General features: G+C 34.6%; 20 protein-coding genes. 10 read left to right on the forward strand and 10 right to left on the reverse strand.

From position 1 onward, the window contains the following. Nucleotides 1-43: 43 nt before the first annotated feature. Nucleotides 44-2677, reverse strand: coding sequence for an alanine--tRNA ligase (gene alaS / locus ABW636_RS08610; protein ID WP_367589566.1), 2634 nt, complete (start codon nt 2675-2677; stop codon nt 44-46). 290 nt (nt 2678-2967) lie between these two features. On the opposite strand from alaS, the gene ABW636_RS08615 reads away from it, so the two are divergent. From ABW636_RS08615 to ABW636_RS08645, 7 genes are all read left to right on the forward strand, one after another. Beyond that, complete coding sequence (locus ABW636_RS08615) at nt 2968-3945, forward strand: M23 family metallopeptidase (protein ID WP_367589567.1); 978 nt, start codon at nt 2968-2970, stop codon at nt 3943-3945. Between the two features lie 6 nt (nt 3946-3951). Continuing rightward, nucleotides 3952-5058 carry a CapA family protein gene (locus tag ABW636_RS08620; protein ID WP_367589568.1) on the forward strand — a complete coding sequence of 369 codons (1107 nt, stop codon included), beginning with the start codon at nt 3952-3954 and terminating at the stop codon, nt 5056-5058. Between the two features lie 2 nt (nt 5059-5060). Then, on the forward strand, nt 5061-5390 hold the full coding sequence (locus ABW636_RS08625; protein ID WP_367589569.1) for a MerR family transcriptional regulator: 330 nt from the start codon (nt 5061-5063) through the stop codon (nt 5388-5390). A 25-nt stretch (nt 5391-5415) separates the two neighbouring features. After that, entirely contained in the window at nt 5416-6015 is a 600-nt protein-coding gene (locus ABW636_RS08630) for a LemA family protein (protein ID WP_367589570.1), read from the forward strand. 2 nt (nt 6016-6017) lie between these two features. Continuing rightward, complete coding sequence (locus ABW636_RS08635; RefSeq protein ID WP_367589571.1) at nt 6018-6461, forward strand: TPM domain-containing protein; 444 nt, start codon at nt 6018-6020, stop codon at nt 6459-6461. Continuing rightward, nucleotides 6462-7268, forward strand: coding sequence for a TPM domain-containing protein (locus ABW636_RS08640; protein ID WP_367589572.1), 807 nt, complete (start codon nt 6462-6464; stop codon nt 7266-7268). A gap of 109 nt (nt 7269-7377) precedes the next feature. Then, nucleotides 7378-7935, forward strand: a complete 558-nt coding sequence (locus ABW636_RS08645; protein ID WP_367589573.1) for a hypothetical protein — start codon at nt 7378-7380, stop codon at nt 7933-7935. A gap of 54 nt (nt 7936-7989) precedes the next feature. On the opposite strand, the gene ABW636_RS08650 is transcribed toward ABW636_RS08645, so the two are convergent. From ABW636_RS08650 to ABW636_RS08690, 9 genes are all read right to left on the reverse strand, one after another. Then, nucleotides 7990-8418, reverse strand: a complete 429-nt coding sequence (locus tag ABW636_RS08650) for an RDD family protein (protein WP_367589574.1) — start codon at nt 8416-8418, stop codon at nt 7990-7992. Nucleotides 8419-8490: 72 nt separating this feature from the next. Next, nucleotides 8491-8838, reverse strand: a complete 348-nt coding sequence (locus ABW636_RS08655; protein WP_367589575.1) for a hypothetical protein — start codon at nt 8836-8838, stop codon at nt 8491-8493. An 81-nt stretch (nt 8839-8919) separates the two neighbouring features. Next, on the reverse strand, nt 8920-9207 hold the full coding sequence (locus ABW636_RS08660) for a type II toxin-antitoxin system RelE/ParE family toxin (RefSeq protein WP_367589576.1): 288 nt from the start codon (nt 9205-9207) through the stop codon (nt 8920-8922). Next, the gene (locus ABW636_RS08665) at nt 9200-9439 is read right to left on the reverse strand and encodes a ribbon-helix-helix domain-containing protein (protein ID WP_367589577.1); all 240 of its coding nucleotides are present in this window, start codon (nt 9437-9439) and stop codon (nt 9200-9202) included. The genes ABW636_RS08660 and ABW636_RS08665 overlap by 8 nt, the downstream gene beginning before the upstream one ends. A gap of 89 nt (nt 9440-9528) precedes the next feature. Beyond that, nucleotides 9529-9750 carry a hypothetical protein gene (locus ABW636_RS08670; protein WP_367589578.1) on the reverse strand — a complete coding sequence of 74 codons (222 nt, stop codon included), beginning with the start codon at nt 9748-9750 and terminating at the stop codon, nt 9529-9531. A gap of 53 nt (nt 9751-9803) precedes the next feature. Beyond that, entirely contained in the window at nt 9804-11090 is a 1287-nt protein-coding gene (gene hemL / locus ABW636_RS08675) for a glutamate-1-semialdehyde 2,1-aminomutase (RefSeq protein ID WP_367589579.1), read from the reverse strand. A 120-nt stretch (nt 11091-11210) separates the two neighbouring features. Continuing rightward, nucleotides 11211-12116 (reverse strand): glucosaminidase domain-containing protein, encoded by a 906-nt coding sequence (locus ABW636_RS08680; protein ID WP_367589580.1) that lies wholly within the window; start codon nt 12114-12116, stop codon nt 11211-11213. A 7-nt stretch (nt 12117-12123) separates the two neighbouring features. Next, entirely contained in the window at nt 12124-13065 is a 942-nt protein-coding gene (locus ABW636_RS08685) for a 1-aminocyclopropane-1-carboxylate deaminase/D-cysteine desulfhydrase (RefSeq protein ID WP_367589581.1), read from the reverse strand. Further along, the gene (locus tag ABW636_RS08690; protein ID WP_367589582.1) at nt 13066-13380 is read right to left on the reverse strand and encodes a hypothetical protein; all 315 of its coding nucleotides are present in this window, start codon (nt 13378-13380) and stop codon (nt 13066-13068) included. A gap of 43 nt (nt 13381-13423) precedes the next feature. On the opposite strand from ABW636_RS08690, the gene ABW636_RS08695 reads away from it, so the two are divergent. The 3 genes from ABW636_RS08695 (at nt 13424) to ABW636_RS08705 (ending at nt 14933) form a co-directional block, all read left to right on the forward strand. Next, nucleotides 13424-13600, forward strand: coding sequence for a C1orf53 family protein (locus tag ABW636_RS08695; protein WP_367589583.1), 177 nt, complete (start codon nt 13424-13426; stop codon nt 13598-13600). An 81-nt stretch (nt 13601-13681) separates the two neighbouring features. Further along, nucleotides 13682-14224 (forward strand): DUF4136 domain-containing protein, encoded by a 543-nt coding sequence (locus ABW636_RS08700; protein WP_367589584.1) that lies wholly within the window; start codon nt 13682-13684, stop codon nt 14222-14224. Between the two features lie 94 nt (nt 14225-14318). Further along, nucleotides 14319-14933: a DUF4230 domain-containing protein gene (locus ABW636_RS08705; RefSeq protein ID WP_367589585.1), complete on the forward strand. Its 615-nt coding sequence runs from the start codon at nt 14319-14321 to the stop codon at nt 14931-14933. The last annotated feature ends 264 nt before the right edge of the window (nt 14934-15197 follow it).

A 15197-nucleotide genomic window follows, 5' to 3' on the forward strand; every position in this document is an offset into this window, starting at 1 on the left:
TTCATTATTCTTTAGAAAAAATACAGAAACTTTACAGGTCATTTTAATTTAAATATGCTTTTGCATTATCTAATGCTTCTTCGATTCCTTCTGGTTTCTTTCCTCCTGCCGTAGCAAAAAATGGTTGTCCACCGCCACCTCCTTGGATATATTTACCTAGCTCGCGCACAATTTGCCCTGCATTTATCTTTTTCTCTTCTACCAGATTCTTAGAAATATAACATGACAACAACGCTTTTTCATTTTGATCAGACCCAAATAATATCATTACATTTTGCAACTCCCCTCCTAATTCGAAAGATAAATCTTTTATACCTTGAGCATCCAGATCTACTTTTTTTGCCAAGAAGTTAACTCCGTTTATTTCTGTAAACTCTGATTTAAGATCTCCTTTCAGGTTTTTTGCTTTATCCTTAAGCAATACCTCTATTTGTTTCTTAAGATTCGTATTCTCTTCTTGTAACGAAACTATAGCTTTTACCGGCTCTTTTACATTTTTTAACACAGCTTTTACTTCATTATACGACTCTGATTGTGAGGTAAAATATTCTTTTGCCGCATCACAAGTTATTGCTTCTATTCGTCGAACACCGGCTGCAATTGCGCTTTCCGAGGTAATTTTAAAATGCCATATGTCACTAGTGTTTTGTACATGTGTACCTCCACAAAGTTCCATAGACTCTCCAAATCGAATAGCTCGTACTTTATCTCCATATTTTTCACCAAACAAAGCAATAGCTCCTTCGGCAATAGCTTGATCATATGTAATATTACGTTGTTCTTCTAAAGGTAACTGTTCTCTTATTCTTGCGTTTACAAAATTCTCGACTTGTCTAAGTTCTTCTTTAGAAACCTTAGCAAAATGAGAAAAATCAAAACGTAAGTAACCGCTATGAACCATTGATCCTTTTTGTTCTACATGTGTCCCTAAAATCGTGCGTAATGCCTGATGTAACAAATGTGTTGCAGAATGATTCGATGCCGATCTGGATCGCTGCTTACTATCTACCACAGCTTTTAATGTTTCATCAATATGCTTAGGTAGGTTTTTGGTCAAGTGAATAATTAAGTTATTCTCTTTTTTAGTATCGATAATATACACAACATCTCCATTAGAAACTTCGAGATACCCTTTATCTCCTACTTGTCCTCCTCCTTCGGGGTAAAAAGGTGTTCTATTAAAGACTAACTGATACAGTTCTCCTTCTTTTTTACTATTTACCTTTCTATAACGTACCACTTTTACTTCGGCAGTAAGTTGATCATATCCTATAAAGCCTTCGGTGATTTCGTTAGGAAGTATTTCCCAATCTCCTGCAGATACCTGAGAGGCTGCTCTAGATCTATCTTTTTGTTTTTGCAATTCCTTATCAAAACCAGCTTCATCCAGTTTATACCCTTGTTCATTTAAAATTAAAGCCGTTAAATCTATAGGGAATCCATAGGTATCATATAACTCAAAAGCTTTCTCGCCAGAAATCACATCACCTTTGGTGTTTTTTATCACATTTTCTAATAATACTAATCCCTGATCCAATGTTTTTAAGAAAGAATGTTCTTCTTCTTTGATAACATTCACAATTAGGTTCTTTTGTGTTTTAAGTTCGAGAAAAGCAGTTCCCATTTGCTTACTTAAGGTTTCTACCAGTTTGTAAATAAAGGGTTCTTTGGTATTTAAAAATGTAAAACCATATCGAATTGCTCTACGTAAGATTCTTCTAATTACATATCCTGCACCTGTATTACTTGGCAACTGACCATCTGCTATCGAAAAAGCAACAGCCCTTACATGATCTGCTATTACTCTAATCGCTACACTCACTTTTCCATTTTCCTCAGTGGGTGAGCTATTTTTATCATATTTTGAGTTGGTAATGGTCTCAATTTCTCTAATTAAAGGCGTAAACACATCGGTATCATAGTTCGATTTTACTCCTTGTAACACCATACACAAGCGTTCAAATCCCATACCCGTGTCTACATGTTGTGCCGGTAATTTTTCTAAGGAACTATCTGCTTTTCTATTAAACTGCATAAAAACAAGGTTCCAGATCTCTACAACCTGTGGATGATCTGCATTTACCAAATCACGACCAGGGATTTTGGCTTTCTCCTCCTCAGAACGAATATCCACATGTATTTCTGAACAAGGCCCACAGGGCCCCTGATCTCCCATCTCCCAGAAATTATCATTTTTATTACCCATAATAATTCGATCCTCGGGAACAATCTCTGTCCATAAATCATATGCCTCTTGATCCATTTCTAAACCATCATCTTTCGCTCCTTCAAAAACAGAAACATACAAGATATCTTTATCAATACCGTAAACTTCTGTAAGCAGCTCCCATGCCCACTGTATAGCTTCTTTTTTAAAATAATCACCAAAACTCCAGTTCCCCAACATTTCAAACATAGTATGGTGATACGTATCCATTCCTACTTCTTCCAGGTCATTATGCTTACCACTTACTCTTAAACATTTCTGGGTATCGGTTAATCTATTATTTTTAGGAACACCATTTCCTAAAAAAAACTCTTTAAATTGGTTCATCCCGGCATTGGTAAACATCAAAGTAGGATCATCCTTTATTACCATAGGGGCAGAAGGTACGATACCATGTTCTTTTGATTTAAAAAACTCTAAAAACTGATTTCTTATTTCCTGGGATTTCACGTGTTTATATTTTAATAGATTATAGTATTCATTATTTTCTAAGGCTTCTAAATAAAAAAGGCCTCTTAATTATTTTTAACTCTGTAAACTGCTAGTTTTTTTATCATTTATAAAAAACCGACAAGATAATAGAATTCAACTATATAACTCCAGAATTCATGAGAACGAGCAACTGATTCCTGTCAGTTTTTTCTCGACTTATAACATTTTGTTATATTTGTTGCGATGTCTTACTTATTAATTAAGACATTACTTATATAATATCCTGCAAAAATAGCATATTTTAGATTATGTCAAAGGTTAAATATTACTATGATAGCGAGACTCTTTCTTACCGAAGAATAGAGCAAAAGAAAGGGCGTAAATTTGGTATTGCCGCTTTGGCAGTTGTTAGCTCTTTATTGGCAGGATTTTTATTATTACTTATCTATCTTAATATACCACAATTAGAGACTCCAAAAGAAAAGGCTTATAAAAGAGAACTCGAGAATATGCAGCTTCAGTTTGACTTAATGAATCAACGACTGAAACGCGACGAAAACATCTTAAAAGAAATTGCAGAAAGAGACGATAATATCTACAGGCTGTATTTTGGCGCAAATCCAATTCCTGAAGAACTAAGAAAAGCAGGTTTTGGAGGAGTAAACCGATATAAAAATTTAGAAGGTTTTAACAACTCTGATATTATTATAGAAAGTAGTAAGCGTATTGATAAATTGACGAAACAAATTGTCGTTCAATCCAAATCTCTGGATGAGATTGCCAAATTAGCAGAACAAAAGGAAGAGTTATTGGCAACGATACCTGCGATACAACCGATCAAAAATACTGATTTAAAACGTATGGCCTCTGGTTATGGCTGGAGAAGTGATCCATTTACCAAGGCTAGAAAATTTCATTATGGAATGGATTTTTCTGCTGCTACCGGTACACCTATTTATGCATCCGGTAATGGAGTAGTTACCAGAGCCGATGCTAATTCTTCTGGTTACGGAAAACATATTCGAATAGACCACGGTTTTAATTATGTAAGCCTTTATGCACATTTAAGTAATTATAAGGTAAAGAAAGGTGATAAAGTAAAGCGTGGAGATGTTATAGGATATGTAGGGAGTACAGGGCGATCGGTTGCTCCTCATTTGCATTACGAAATTTTTAAAGACAATGAACGTATCAACCCCCGTAATTTTTATTATGGAAGTTTAACCTCTGAAGAGTTTAACGAAATGCTTAAAGCTTCTAACCTTGTAAACGAAACCTTAGATTAAATATCAATGCGAAAATTACTTCTTTTTATTCTTTTTGTTAGTTTTTGTTCTTCTATCCAGGCTCAAAAATATTCAAAAGAAGTACTCGATTCTATGTATACCCTTGCGGTAACTACCAAAGAAAAACTTGCTGCACCTAAATTTATAAAAATAATGGCCGTTGGTGATATCATGATGGGCACCAATTTCCCAAAAGACAGTTATCTACCTCCTGAAGGAAAAGGACCTTTTGACGATATCCAAGAAGTCTTACTAAAAGCTGATATCCTTTTTGGAAATCTAGAAGGCACACTAACAGATACAGGAGAGAATGCAAAAAGATGCTCTGACCCATCAAAATGCTATTCGTTTAGATCTCCAGAACGTTACGGAGACTACCTTGCTGCGGCTGGTTTTGATGTAATGAGTATTGCCAATAACCATATTGGGGATTTTGGAAAAATAGGAATTGAAAACACCTCTAAAACATTAGAAAAACACAATATCGCTTATGCCGGGGTATTTGCCAAACCCTTTGATACTTTTGAAAGAAACGGAATTAAATATGGTTTTTGTGCTTTTGCTCCTAATAAAGATTGCTTAAAAATTCATAACTTATCGAATGCAAAAAAGATTGTAACCGAGCTGAAACAAAAAGTAGATATTGTAATAGTATCTTTTCACGGAGGAGCAGAAGGTCATGAACACACACATGTACCTAGAAAAACCGAACGTTTTTATGGCGAAGACCGAGGAGATGTATATCGTTTTGCACATACCATGATCGATGCTGGTGCCGATATTATTTTAGGTCATGGCCCTCATGTTTCAAGAGCTTTTGAAGTATACAAAAATAAGTTCATTGCCTATAGTTTAGGTAATTTTTGTACATATTCCAGATTTAATCTAAATGGGATTAAGGGATATGCACCCATTGCAGAAATAGAGATTGACCTTACTGGTAATTTCATAAAGGGCAAACTTCATTCTGCCAAACAAATTGACGAAGTATACCCCTTTATAGATGACAACAAAGGAGCTTTAAAGGAAATCAAGCAATTAACAGCGCAAGATTTTCCTGAGAGTAAACTTATTTTTGATGATGACGGAAGTTTTATTCAACAAAAAAAATAAGTATGTATGTAAACTTACCAAAAAAAATGTATTACAGCATTGGCGAGGTAGCCGAAGCATTTAATGTAAACGCTTCGTTGATTCGTTTTTGGGAAAAAGAATTCGACATCATTAAACCCAAAAAAAATGCAAAAGGAAATCGAAAATTTACTCCAGAGGATATTAAAAACCTCGAATTAATATATTATTTGGTAAAAGAACGAGGGTTTACACTAGAAGGCGCAAAAACACACCTCAAAGAACAAAAACAAGCCACTTTAGACAGCTTTGATATTATCAGAAAACTGGAAGCGATCAAGGGGCAATTATTAAAAATTAAAGAACAGCTTTAAATTAACCATACCATATCACCAAATCATGAAAAAACTTTTAATCCCAATCATAGTTATTATAGTAATTGCAGGTATCTTATATTCGGTATTTGCAGGAAGTTATAACACAGCAATCACGCTCCAGGAAGATGCCAAAACTGCATGGTCTAATGTAGAAAGTGCCTACCAAAGACGTAGTGATCTTATCGGAAATCTGGTAAAAACGGTACAAGGAGCTGCAGATTTTGAACGCACCACACTTAAGGAAGTAATTGAAGCTCGTTCTAAAGCAACCTCGGTAAATATAGACCCTAGCAACATTACACCCGCTCAAATGGCTCAATTTCAGCAAGCACAGAGTGGATTAAGCTCTGCCCTATCCCGATTATTAGTTACTGTAGAACGATATCCAGACCTAAAAGCCAATCAAAACTTTTTAAATCTACAAACGCAACTTGAAGGAACCGAAAATAGAATTAATGTAGAGCGAAACAGGTACAATACGGCTGTAGGAGAATTTAATAAGTTTATCAAGAAATTTCCTAACAACATTGTTCTGGGTCTTTTTGGCAGTTTTGATGAAATGACAAGATTCGAAGCAGAAGAAGGAACAGAAAAAGCACCTGACGTAGATTTTAATTTTTAATGATGGGGCAATCACAAGTTGAAGATTTCCTAACAGCAGATGAAGAACAGCAAATAGTTGCAGCCATACGCCGTGCAGAAAAAACAACCTCTGGAGAAATTAGGGTTCATCTAGAAAAACATACCGAAAAGGATATTTTAGAAAGAGCAGCAGAGGTGTTTCATATGCTAAAAATGGACAACACTATGCAACGTAATGGCGTACTAATCTATGTGGCCGTAAACGATCGTCGATTTGCAATTTATGGTGATAAAGGAATTGACCAAGCTGTTGATGCTCATTTTTGGGAAGCAACCAAAGATGTAATCTTAACGCATTTTAAGGAAGGTAATTTTACACAAGGATTAATTGATGGTGTTCTACTTACTGGAAAACAATTACAGCACTTTTTTCCTTGGAATCATAACGACACCAATGAACTTAGCGACGAAATCTCTAAAGGATAAATGAAGCATCTAAAACCTCTTATCGTACCCCTATTTATAATTTTTGGGTTGTTTTTTGCTTCCACAAACACCTTATATGCGCAGCGTACAATCCCTAAAAAACCAACTAAACAAACTGCAGTATACGACGAAGCATCAATGCTTTCTGATTCGCAAGCAAAACGTCTCGAACAAAAATTGATTCGATATGCAGATACGACCTCTACACAAATTGTAGTAGCCACTATTAACTCTTTAGAAGGCGAAAACATTACGTTGTATGCAGCAGAATGGGCACATGAATGGGGTATTGGACAAAAAAAGGAAGATAATGGAGTCTTTATTTTGGTTGCAAAAAACGATCGTAAAATATCGATTGCCACAGGGTATGGTGTAGAAGAAAAACTGACCGATTTTACTTCAAAAACCATTATTGACCAGATTATTACTCCACAATTTAAAAGGGGAGATTTTTATACAGGCCTAGACAAAGGCACTACAGCGATTATACAAGTGCTTAATGGCACCTTTAAAGGATCACGCAAACAAAACTCTAAAGGCATGCCCATAGGCCAAATTATATTTTTGGTGATCCTGTTTATCATTATTGTTAAATCCTTATCTCGAAATAATGGCAGAAACAACGGACGTGGAAACGGAGGTCATCGATCTGGAGCTGGAAGTTTACTAGATGTTATCATCCTTAGTAATATGGGGCGTGGCGGATTTGGTGGTGGTTCTAGTAGCGGTGGATTTGGCGGCGGTGGTTTCGGTGGTGGATTTGGCGGCGGCGGTTTCGGTGGCGGTGGTGCTAGCGGAGGCTGGTAAACAATATCAACCATTTCTTTATTTTCTGGAAATATATTTAACATTTTGTAATACAACAAATCTTTTGTAATTTACGTTATAACACTGTATTATAACACATTACACACAAATGAACATACTTCCTAAATATGGGTTACTGCAGTATAGAAATGCTGCAAGAATCTATAGCAAACCCGTTACAGAAAGCCTTGTACTCTTTCAAGAAGAGACCAAATTTCTAAAAACTTCGGTTTTTATTGCTCACAAACAAGGTGAATTAGAAGAACTAGATAGTGCCGTTAATTTTTTAAAAAGTTTTGGGGTACTGATTTATGCCGACTACTGGCTGGATCAAAGCAATCCAGAAGACATTACCACGATTAACACAAGTCAGTCTCGGCAACAAATTGAGAATAAAATAAAAGAGCATAAAAAATTTATTTTTCTAGCTACCGAAAATGGGATTACCTCAAAAGAGTGTAAATGGGCAGTGAGATATGCCAAAACACAAAAGGATTTAAATGACATCGCTATTTTGCCAATACGAGAAGACTACACCGATTATGGAGGTGCAGAATACTTGCAAAAATATCCTTATATACAGAAACGAGAAGCAGAAATGGATCAGTACGATGTGGTATTTCCAAACGGTGACATCATCGAATTAGGAGAATGGCTTGGTGCTTAAACTTAACCGAACCGTTCACTTGTTCACTGTTAAAGGTTATTACAAAGGAAGTTTTTAATTTTTATTTCGTTCAACAACGATCGTTTCTGCAATAATATCTCCTAAACGTTGGCTATCCTTAGTGAATTTAATGGTCAGAATACCCACTAGTCCCAATGGCCACATATCTATTAGGTCAAAACAATGTCTTAGTAATGGTTGCCAAAAATTCATTTTTTCACCAGTTTTATGAACTGCTTTTAGTCCAACAACAAAGTTACCTATGGTGCTTTGAAAAAGTGTTTCGGTTACCACCATAATCGATATCCAAAGTCCGAAAATGGAGAACAAGAGATAGTTGCCAGTATATCCTCCTTCTGGTAATTTTTCTCCAAATAAAACACATGAAACATAGAGCAATGAAAAGTAAAGTACATAATCAATAAGACCTGCTAAGATGCGTTTTAAAATATAATAATCAGGTAGTTCGTTTAATTTTTCCAATTTTTTATTTTAGTTATCTAGCACAACAATATTTCGTAATATTTTATCACTACTTTGTTGTAGAATTAATTTTTAATAATAACTCCATTTATAATATATCACGACATTCCAAAGTGTCCAAAAACAACTAAACAATACCCCGCCAATAAAAAGTAAGTACCTAAGACCCTTGGTAATTTTCATTTTATTCTTAAAATAATACCAGTCAAAAAGTTCCATTAACGACCCTAATGAATAGAAAACATTGGCACCGAATCCCCAAACTACAACTCCAATTGTATCTTCGGTGGTCCATTCATAATCAATCGTACTAAGAAAATCATAAATACCAAACAGTCCAAACAATCCAACCGCGACATTGAAAATCCAACGTTTAGATTCCCACCACTTTACATTTGTTTTTAACTCTTCTAGCATCATTCTGAAATTAATAAAATGCCACTTGTAGTGTGAATTTGTTTTTCAAAAGGGGTAAATGAACAAATTGTTGGTAATAGTCTTTCATAAAATTGCATCTAAATCCTGTCGTCCTACAATCGACATTATTTCTAATATGTTTTCATTTACTCTAAAATAAATAGTATCAACTCCACAGACACAACGTCTATATCCTTTTTTTATATAATCTACAGATTCGAAAGAAAAAGGTCTTAGGGCAATACTATCGAAATATTCAAAAAATGAATTAAAATATTTGTCTGCTTGAGTCATTCCAAATTTTTTAACTCCATAATGATGAATTCTAATTAAGTCATTTTTGGCTCCGTTACTTAATCGGTACTTAATCATTCAATAAAGACTTTGATTGAGCTAAAATCTCCTCTTTACTGTCATTCGTAAATCCATTATTTTCAGCTTTCTCCAATTTAGCACGAATCCAATCAACTTGGACTTGTTGTTTTCGAGCTTGTCGAATCAAATCATTTATCAATTCACTTTTGCTTGAATATTCGTTATTGTCCACTTGAGCCTTTAACCATTCATCATTTGGCTTTGTGAACGAAATACTTTGTCTAGCCATAATTTCATTTTTGGTGTAAAATTACACCAAAAATGAATCAAATCCAATTTATCAACACCAATAATTCTTTTTATGCTTACCTTTAAGTTTCAAAAATTTAAGATACTCGTCCATTTTAAAAGAAAAACTATTAGTGCTGTAACTAAACCACTAACGAAAATAGCACCTTGCCAATAAAATAATTTCGTTCCCCAATTTTTCCAAGTTCCTTCACTAAAAACCTCATTTTTGAAATAATCTTTAGAAATTTTCCAATAAAGAAAAATAATTATTAAAAAAAGTGACGCAACAATGATCCAGGTATTTTCCATTTATCAAATTTTATTAATTATTACCAACAATAAAACATAAGCAATATCAAATATCACAATGTTTTAGCTACCTTTTGCACAGCTTCAATAGTTTCATCTAAATCTGCATAGGTAAGTGCTTCTGTGATAAACCAGGTTTCGAACGCACTTGGGGCAATATAGATTCCGTTTTCTAACATCCCGTGAAAGAATTTCTTAAACGTGTCATTGTTTCCTGTTGCTGCCGATGCAAAATCGATTACAGGATCTGCACTAAAATGTACCGAAATCATAGACCCTACTCTATTAATCGTATGGGTAATATTTTCTTCTGTTAATACTCGGGCTATTCCTTTATGTAGATATTCGGTTTTATCGGCCAGACTTTTAAAAATCTCTTGCTTTTCATTCAATTCGGTAAGCATAGCTAATCCCGCTGCCATTGCCAAAGGATTACCACTTAATGTTCCTGCCTGATATACAGGCCCTAAAGGCGCTAAATGATTCATAATTTCTGAACGCGCCGCAAACGCACCTACTGGCAAACCACCTCCTATTACCTTACCGAAGGTAACAATATCGGCATTCACCCCTAAAAGTTCTTGTGCGCCTCCTTTTGCTAGTCTAAAACCGGTCATTACCTCATCAAAAATCAGTAAGATATCATGAGCATCACATAAAGATCTAAGTCCTTCTAAAAACCCTTTTGCAGGGGATATACATCCCATATTTCCTGCTACAGGCTCTATAATAATACATGCAATCTCTCCTTTATTAGAATCGATAATACTAGCTACATTGTCAAGATCATTATAGGTAGCTAATAAGGTATCCTGGGCTGTTCCTTTTGTTACTCCCGGACTATTGGGACTCCCAAAGGTAACCGCACCACTACCTGCCTGAATCAAAAATGAATCACTGTGGCCATGGTAGCAACCGGCAAACTTTATAATTTTATCTTTTCCTGTATATCCTCTTGCCAAACGAACTGCACTCATGCATGCCTCTGTTCCCGAGTTTACAAATCTTATTTTATCGATATTGGGCACCATACTAACCGCCAGAGAAGCAATCTCTGTTTCTATCTCTGTTGGCATTCCAAAACTTGTACCTTTTTTGGTTTTATCGATCACAGCATCTACCACAGGAGCATGCGCATGTCCCAAAATCATTGGCCCCCATGAATTAATATAATCTATCAAACGGTTACCATCTTCATCATATAAATAAGCTCCTTTGGCTTCTTTGACAAATATGGGGTCACCTCCTACCGCTTTAAACGCTCTAACTGGTGAATTTACTCCTCCCGGAATCACTTTTTGTGCTTCTACAAATAATGCACTGCTTCTTTTATAGATCAAATCTTATTTTTTATATCCAAATTACCAGTAACACCAGTAATTATAATTACATATTATTTTATGAATGATGTAGAATGCCAGAAAAGTGTTACCTACAATGCATACAACACCTTTTACTGTTTAATTAAAATCTTCTTCTTCCTCTACCACTTTGGACAACGCTACTTTTAGAACTTGTCCGATTTTAATAGTATTATCTCCTAATTTATTAATTGATTTAAGCGCTGGCACAGAAATTTTGTACCGTCTTGCGATAGAATACAACGTATCTCCTTTTTCTACAATATGATTTCCATCTGCTACAACAACGTTTGTACGTACTGGTGCAGTGTGATCCTGACGGGTATCGATCTTGCTATTTTTTATCCCCAAAACATCATTATCAAATTCATAAAGCCTATAGCGTTCTATAATAGAAATTAGCTTTTGCGGATATTTCTTATCTGTAGCATATCCAGCTGCCTTTAGACCTCGAGCCCAGGATTTATAATCTTTCTGTTTATAGGTAAATAATTTTGAATAGCGTTTTCTATTCTTTAAGAACAACGAATGATCTCTAAAGGATTCACTAGCACGATTATATTTTCTAAAACACTCCTGAGATCGATCATCATCATGATAAACACGATCACCTTTCCAGTCATGACACTTAATACCAAAATGGTTTTTTGCCTTTTGTGTTAGCTCACCATGTCCCGCTCCAGACTCGAGAATCCCCTGTGCCAGAGTAATACTAGCGGGGATACCATAGGTTTTCATTTCTTTTTTTGCAATCCCAGAAAACTCATGAATATATCTTCGTACTCTATCTTTATAGGGTAATACAGGCACTGGTTTCTTTTCTTCTGTTGTAGTTTTGGTTTCTCCAATGATAACTTTGGTTTCCTTTTCTACTTTTTTGGTGGTTTTGGCTGTTGTACGTTTTGGCGCAGGCCTTCTCGTTGTAGTCGTTGAAATTCCCTTTTTACTGCTTCCGCAGGAAATCATAAAGGCTGTAACACTTAACAGTAAGATAATTTTCCTCATTTTAGTTTTAAATTCTAATAAGGGGCAGTTTCTTTTTTCTTAATTTTTGATTCATTCCAGCTATTCCTTGTAAACCACCGGTATGAACGGCTAAAATACGAGTATTTTTCTTAAAAACACCTTTTTGAACCCTATCAAAAATACCAAAAATCATCTTGGCCGTATATAATGGATCTAGCAACACCGATTGCTGTTCATAAAATCTATTCATAAACTCAATCCCTTCTTGGTTTATTTTTCCGTAACCCCCAAAATGATAATCATTTACCAGTTCCCAATTTTTTTTGACTGTAAATTTTTCAATCTCCTTCTTAAGGAAATCTCCTTTTAGCGCAGGAAACCCTAATACTTTTTGATGTGAATGAGTACTATTAACAATACCGGCTATGGTTCCTCCTGTTCCCACTGCACAGCAAATTATATCATACTCGTGATCTTCTGGTGCCAGTATTTCTTCACACCCCTTAATAGCTAAATTATTTGTTCCTCCTTCTGGAATATGATAACATGCTCCAAACATCTCTTGCAACTGTTTTGTATACTCTAAGGATGTTTTGTTTCTATATGCTTCTCTTGTTACAAAAGTAAAATTCATCCCTTGAGTTGCTGCAAATTGCAACGTAGTATTCTCTGATAAGGTTTTTTCAAGGTCATGACCTAATTCTTCACCTCGTATAACTCCAATAGATTGCAATCCAAGCATTTTTGCAGCTGCAGCGGTCGCAGCAATATGATTACTATAGGCACCCCCATAGGTTAGTACCGTTTTATATCCTTGTTCTTGGGCATACAACAGATTATATTTTAACTTTCTAAACTTGTTACCTGAAACGTGCTCGTGAATTTGATCTTCGCGTTTAATATCCAGATAGACCTGTGCTTTTTCTAAAATATCATGGCCTATCGAATGATTTTCTGAATGTTTGGTTTCCGAAGAAAAAATATGCATTTACCAATATTTAATAAAACTCCATGGTTTTCTAGAACTTAGATAATCTAAGTCTTCTTCATTAAAATATGCTTCACGCTCAAAAGAGATATTTTGATATGCAAGTTGGGAATTTCTGTACTGAAGTAATCTTATAATATATTCTATCAAATAAAGAATATAAAAAGGGAGCACTAATAGTTCTGCCTGTTGTCTTAGATGTATTTTCTCATGATTAATAAAAGCTTCATCGTCTTTAAGAAACGAATTCTTAATAACAATAAATGGCCATAAAGCAATTCCCACAAAATGGCGACCTATCAAATATTTATTCACGACAATGGGCATAATGTTATTGCAAGATACTATTTTTGTTCTAATGAACAACTCTAAAAAAATATTAACTCCAAAAGAAGGAGATTATTATCTAACTCCAGAAGGATATCGATGCTTTACAGAACAATACCACCTTAGACGTGGATATTGTTGCGAAAGTGGTTGCAAACACTGCCCTTATGGATATGATAAAAAAACCAATAGTTATCCTAAGAAATAAAGCATTACATCCTTTCATGGTATGATTATTGTGCTTATTTTTATAAAAAAGCTATTGTTAAACAATTAAAACACAGGGATTATGAAACTTTTTTCACTTCTATCACTAATCCTTATCATAACGTTTAGTTCATGTTCTACCGTACGTGTTGCATCTGATTATGATAAGCAAGCAGATTTTAACACGTATAAAAGCTTCGCCTTTTATAAACCGGGTATTGACAAAGCTGAAATTAGTGATTTAGACAAGAAACGTATTCTAAGAGCTATTGAAGCTGATTTGATTGCTAAAGGATTTACCAAATCATCTGAACCAGATGTCTTGATAAGTATTTTCACCAAAACAAAAGAAAACGTAAACGTATACCAAAACAACTTTGGCTTAGGCTGGGGATGGGGTTATGGATGGGGATGGAATCCCTGGTTTTGGGGCCCAGGTTATAACAATGTAACCACAACCACCCAAGGCACACTATACATCGACCTTATCGATGCCAGCAAAAAAGAGCTAATCTGGCAGGGAATGGGCACCTCTGCACTAACAGAAAATGTAGAAAGAAAACAAGAAAAAATGAATGAGATTGTAGGAGCCATATTAGCAAAATATCCTCCTCAAGTGAATTAACACTTTTTCTTTAAACCATACCACCAAATAGCCTTTCTGTACAGAAAGGCTATTTTTTTATGTACATTTATAAAAAACTTGACAACAAAAAATTATGCGTAATTTTCTACTTGGAGCATTAATAATGGCACTCTTTGCCTTTACTATTTATCATTTTATTAATCGGTCCAATGATGATAAAACCGAGATTGTATCTTCGGGACTTATTTTAGAGCAAATCAAAAATGTCGGTAAATTAGTAGTTACTGAAGGGCATTTTTCTGATATTATCACCTACAAAAACAATAAAAAGTACTTTAAAGTACTCTCATCAAAGAAAAAAATAATTGTTTTAGTAAATGCAAAAGTTCAAGTTTCTTATGATCTAAGAAAAATAAAACATGAAATTGACACAGAAAATAAAACGATTACGATTACATCAATCCCCAAACCCGAAACAACCATCACTCCCGAAATAACATATCATGACATAAAAGAAGGCCTAATTAACAAATTTAGCCCTAATGATCACAACACCATTCGCAAAACTGTATTAAAAGAAATAAATAAAAAAGTAAAAAAATCTGTATTGATCTCTAATGCTCAAAATCGATTGATCAGCGAATTACAAAACTTATATATCTTAACCAATTCTTTGGGTTGGACACTGAAACACAAAGAAAGTCCTATAAAAAACACACTAGATTTAAATAAGTTGATACAAAATTAATTTTTGGCAAAGTTGTTATCAAAACTAAAAACGTATAATTTTTAAGTAGACAAAGGCCTTTTATAATAAAAAAAGGAAAGAGCGTCCTCTTTCCTTTTTTGATTTACACAAAAAATTATAGAATTATAAAATTCGCATGTTTAATAAACGTTTTTTTGGCCTGCAAATTTATCTACACTAGTAAGACGATAAAATATGGGTTTACCCTACTTTTTTTATGTCTTTTTTTGATGTTTTTTTCGGCTATAAAATTCTACCACCACA

Source organism: Aquimarina discodermiae (assembly GCF_040786235.1).
GTDB lineage: Bacteria > Bacteroidota > Bacteroidia > Flavobacteriales > Flavobacteriaceae > Aquimarina.

Bases quoted from the DNA above. Each gene is read 5' to 3' on its own strand.
- ABW636_RS08695 (WP_367589583.1), top strand. From the start codon at position 13,424: ATGAACAACTCTAAAAAAATATTAACTCCAAAAGAAGGAGATTATTAT.
- ABW636_RS08625 (WP_367589569.1), top strand. From the start codon at position 5,061: ATGTATGTAAACTTACCAAAAAAAATGTATTACAGCATTGGCGAGGTA.
- ABW636_RS08635 (WP_367589571.1), top strand. From the start codon at position 6,018: ATGGGGCAATCACAAGTTGAAGATTTCCTAACAGCAGATGAAGAACAG.
- ABW636_RS08630 (WP_367589570.1), top strand. From the start codon at position 5,416: ATGAAAAAACTTTTAATCCCAATCATAGTTATTATAGTAATTGCAGGT.
- ABW636_RS08700 (WP_367589584.1), top strand. From the start codon at position 13,682: ATGAAACTTTTTTCACTTCTATCACTAATCCTTATCATAACGTTTAGT.
- ABW636_RS08655 (WP_367589575.1), bottom strand. From the start codon at position 8,838: ATGATGCTAGAAGAGTTAAAAACAAATGTAAAGTGGTGGGAATCTAAA.
- ABW636_RS08640 (WP_367589572.1), top strand. From the start codon at position 6,462: ATGAAGCATCTAAAACCTCTTATCGTACCCCTATTTATAATTTTTGGG.
- ABW636_RS08705 (WP_367589585.1), top strand. From the start codon at position 14,319: ATGCGTAATTTTCTACTTGGAGCATTAATAATGGCACTCTTTGCCTTT.
- ABW636_RS08660 (WP_367589576.1), bottom strand. From the start codon at position 9,207: ATGATTAAGTACCGATTAAGTAACGGAGCCAAAAATGACTTAATTAGA.
- ABW636_RS08670 (WP_367589578.1), bottom strand. From the start codon at position 9,750: ATGGAAAATACCTGGATCATTGTTGCGTCACTTTTTTTAATAATTATT.
- ABW636_RS08645 (WP_367589573.1), top strand. From the start codon at position 7,378: ATGAACATACTTCCTAAATATGGGTTACTGCAGTATAGAAATGCTGCA.
- ABW636_RS08665 (WP_367589577.1), bottom strand. From the start codon at position 9,439: ATGGCTAGACAAAGTATTTCGTTCACAAAGCCAAATGATGAATGGTTA.
- ABW636_RS08680 (WP_367589580.1), bottom strand. From the start codon at position 12,116: ATGAGGAAAATTATCTTACTGTTAAGTGTTACAGCCTTTATGATTTCC.
- ABW636_RS08620 (WP_367589568.1), top strand. From the start codon at position 3,952: ATGCGAAAATTACTTCTTTTTATTCTTTTTGTTAGTTTTTGTTCTTCT.
- ABW636_RS08685 (WP_367589581.1), bottom strand. From the start codon at position 13,065: ATGCATATTTTTTCTTCGGAAACCAAACATTCAGAAAATCATTCGATA.
- ABW636_RS08615 (WP_367589567.1), top strand. From the start codon at position 2,968: ATGTCAAAGGTTAAATATTACTATGATAGCGAGACTCTTTCTTACCGA.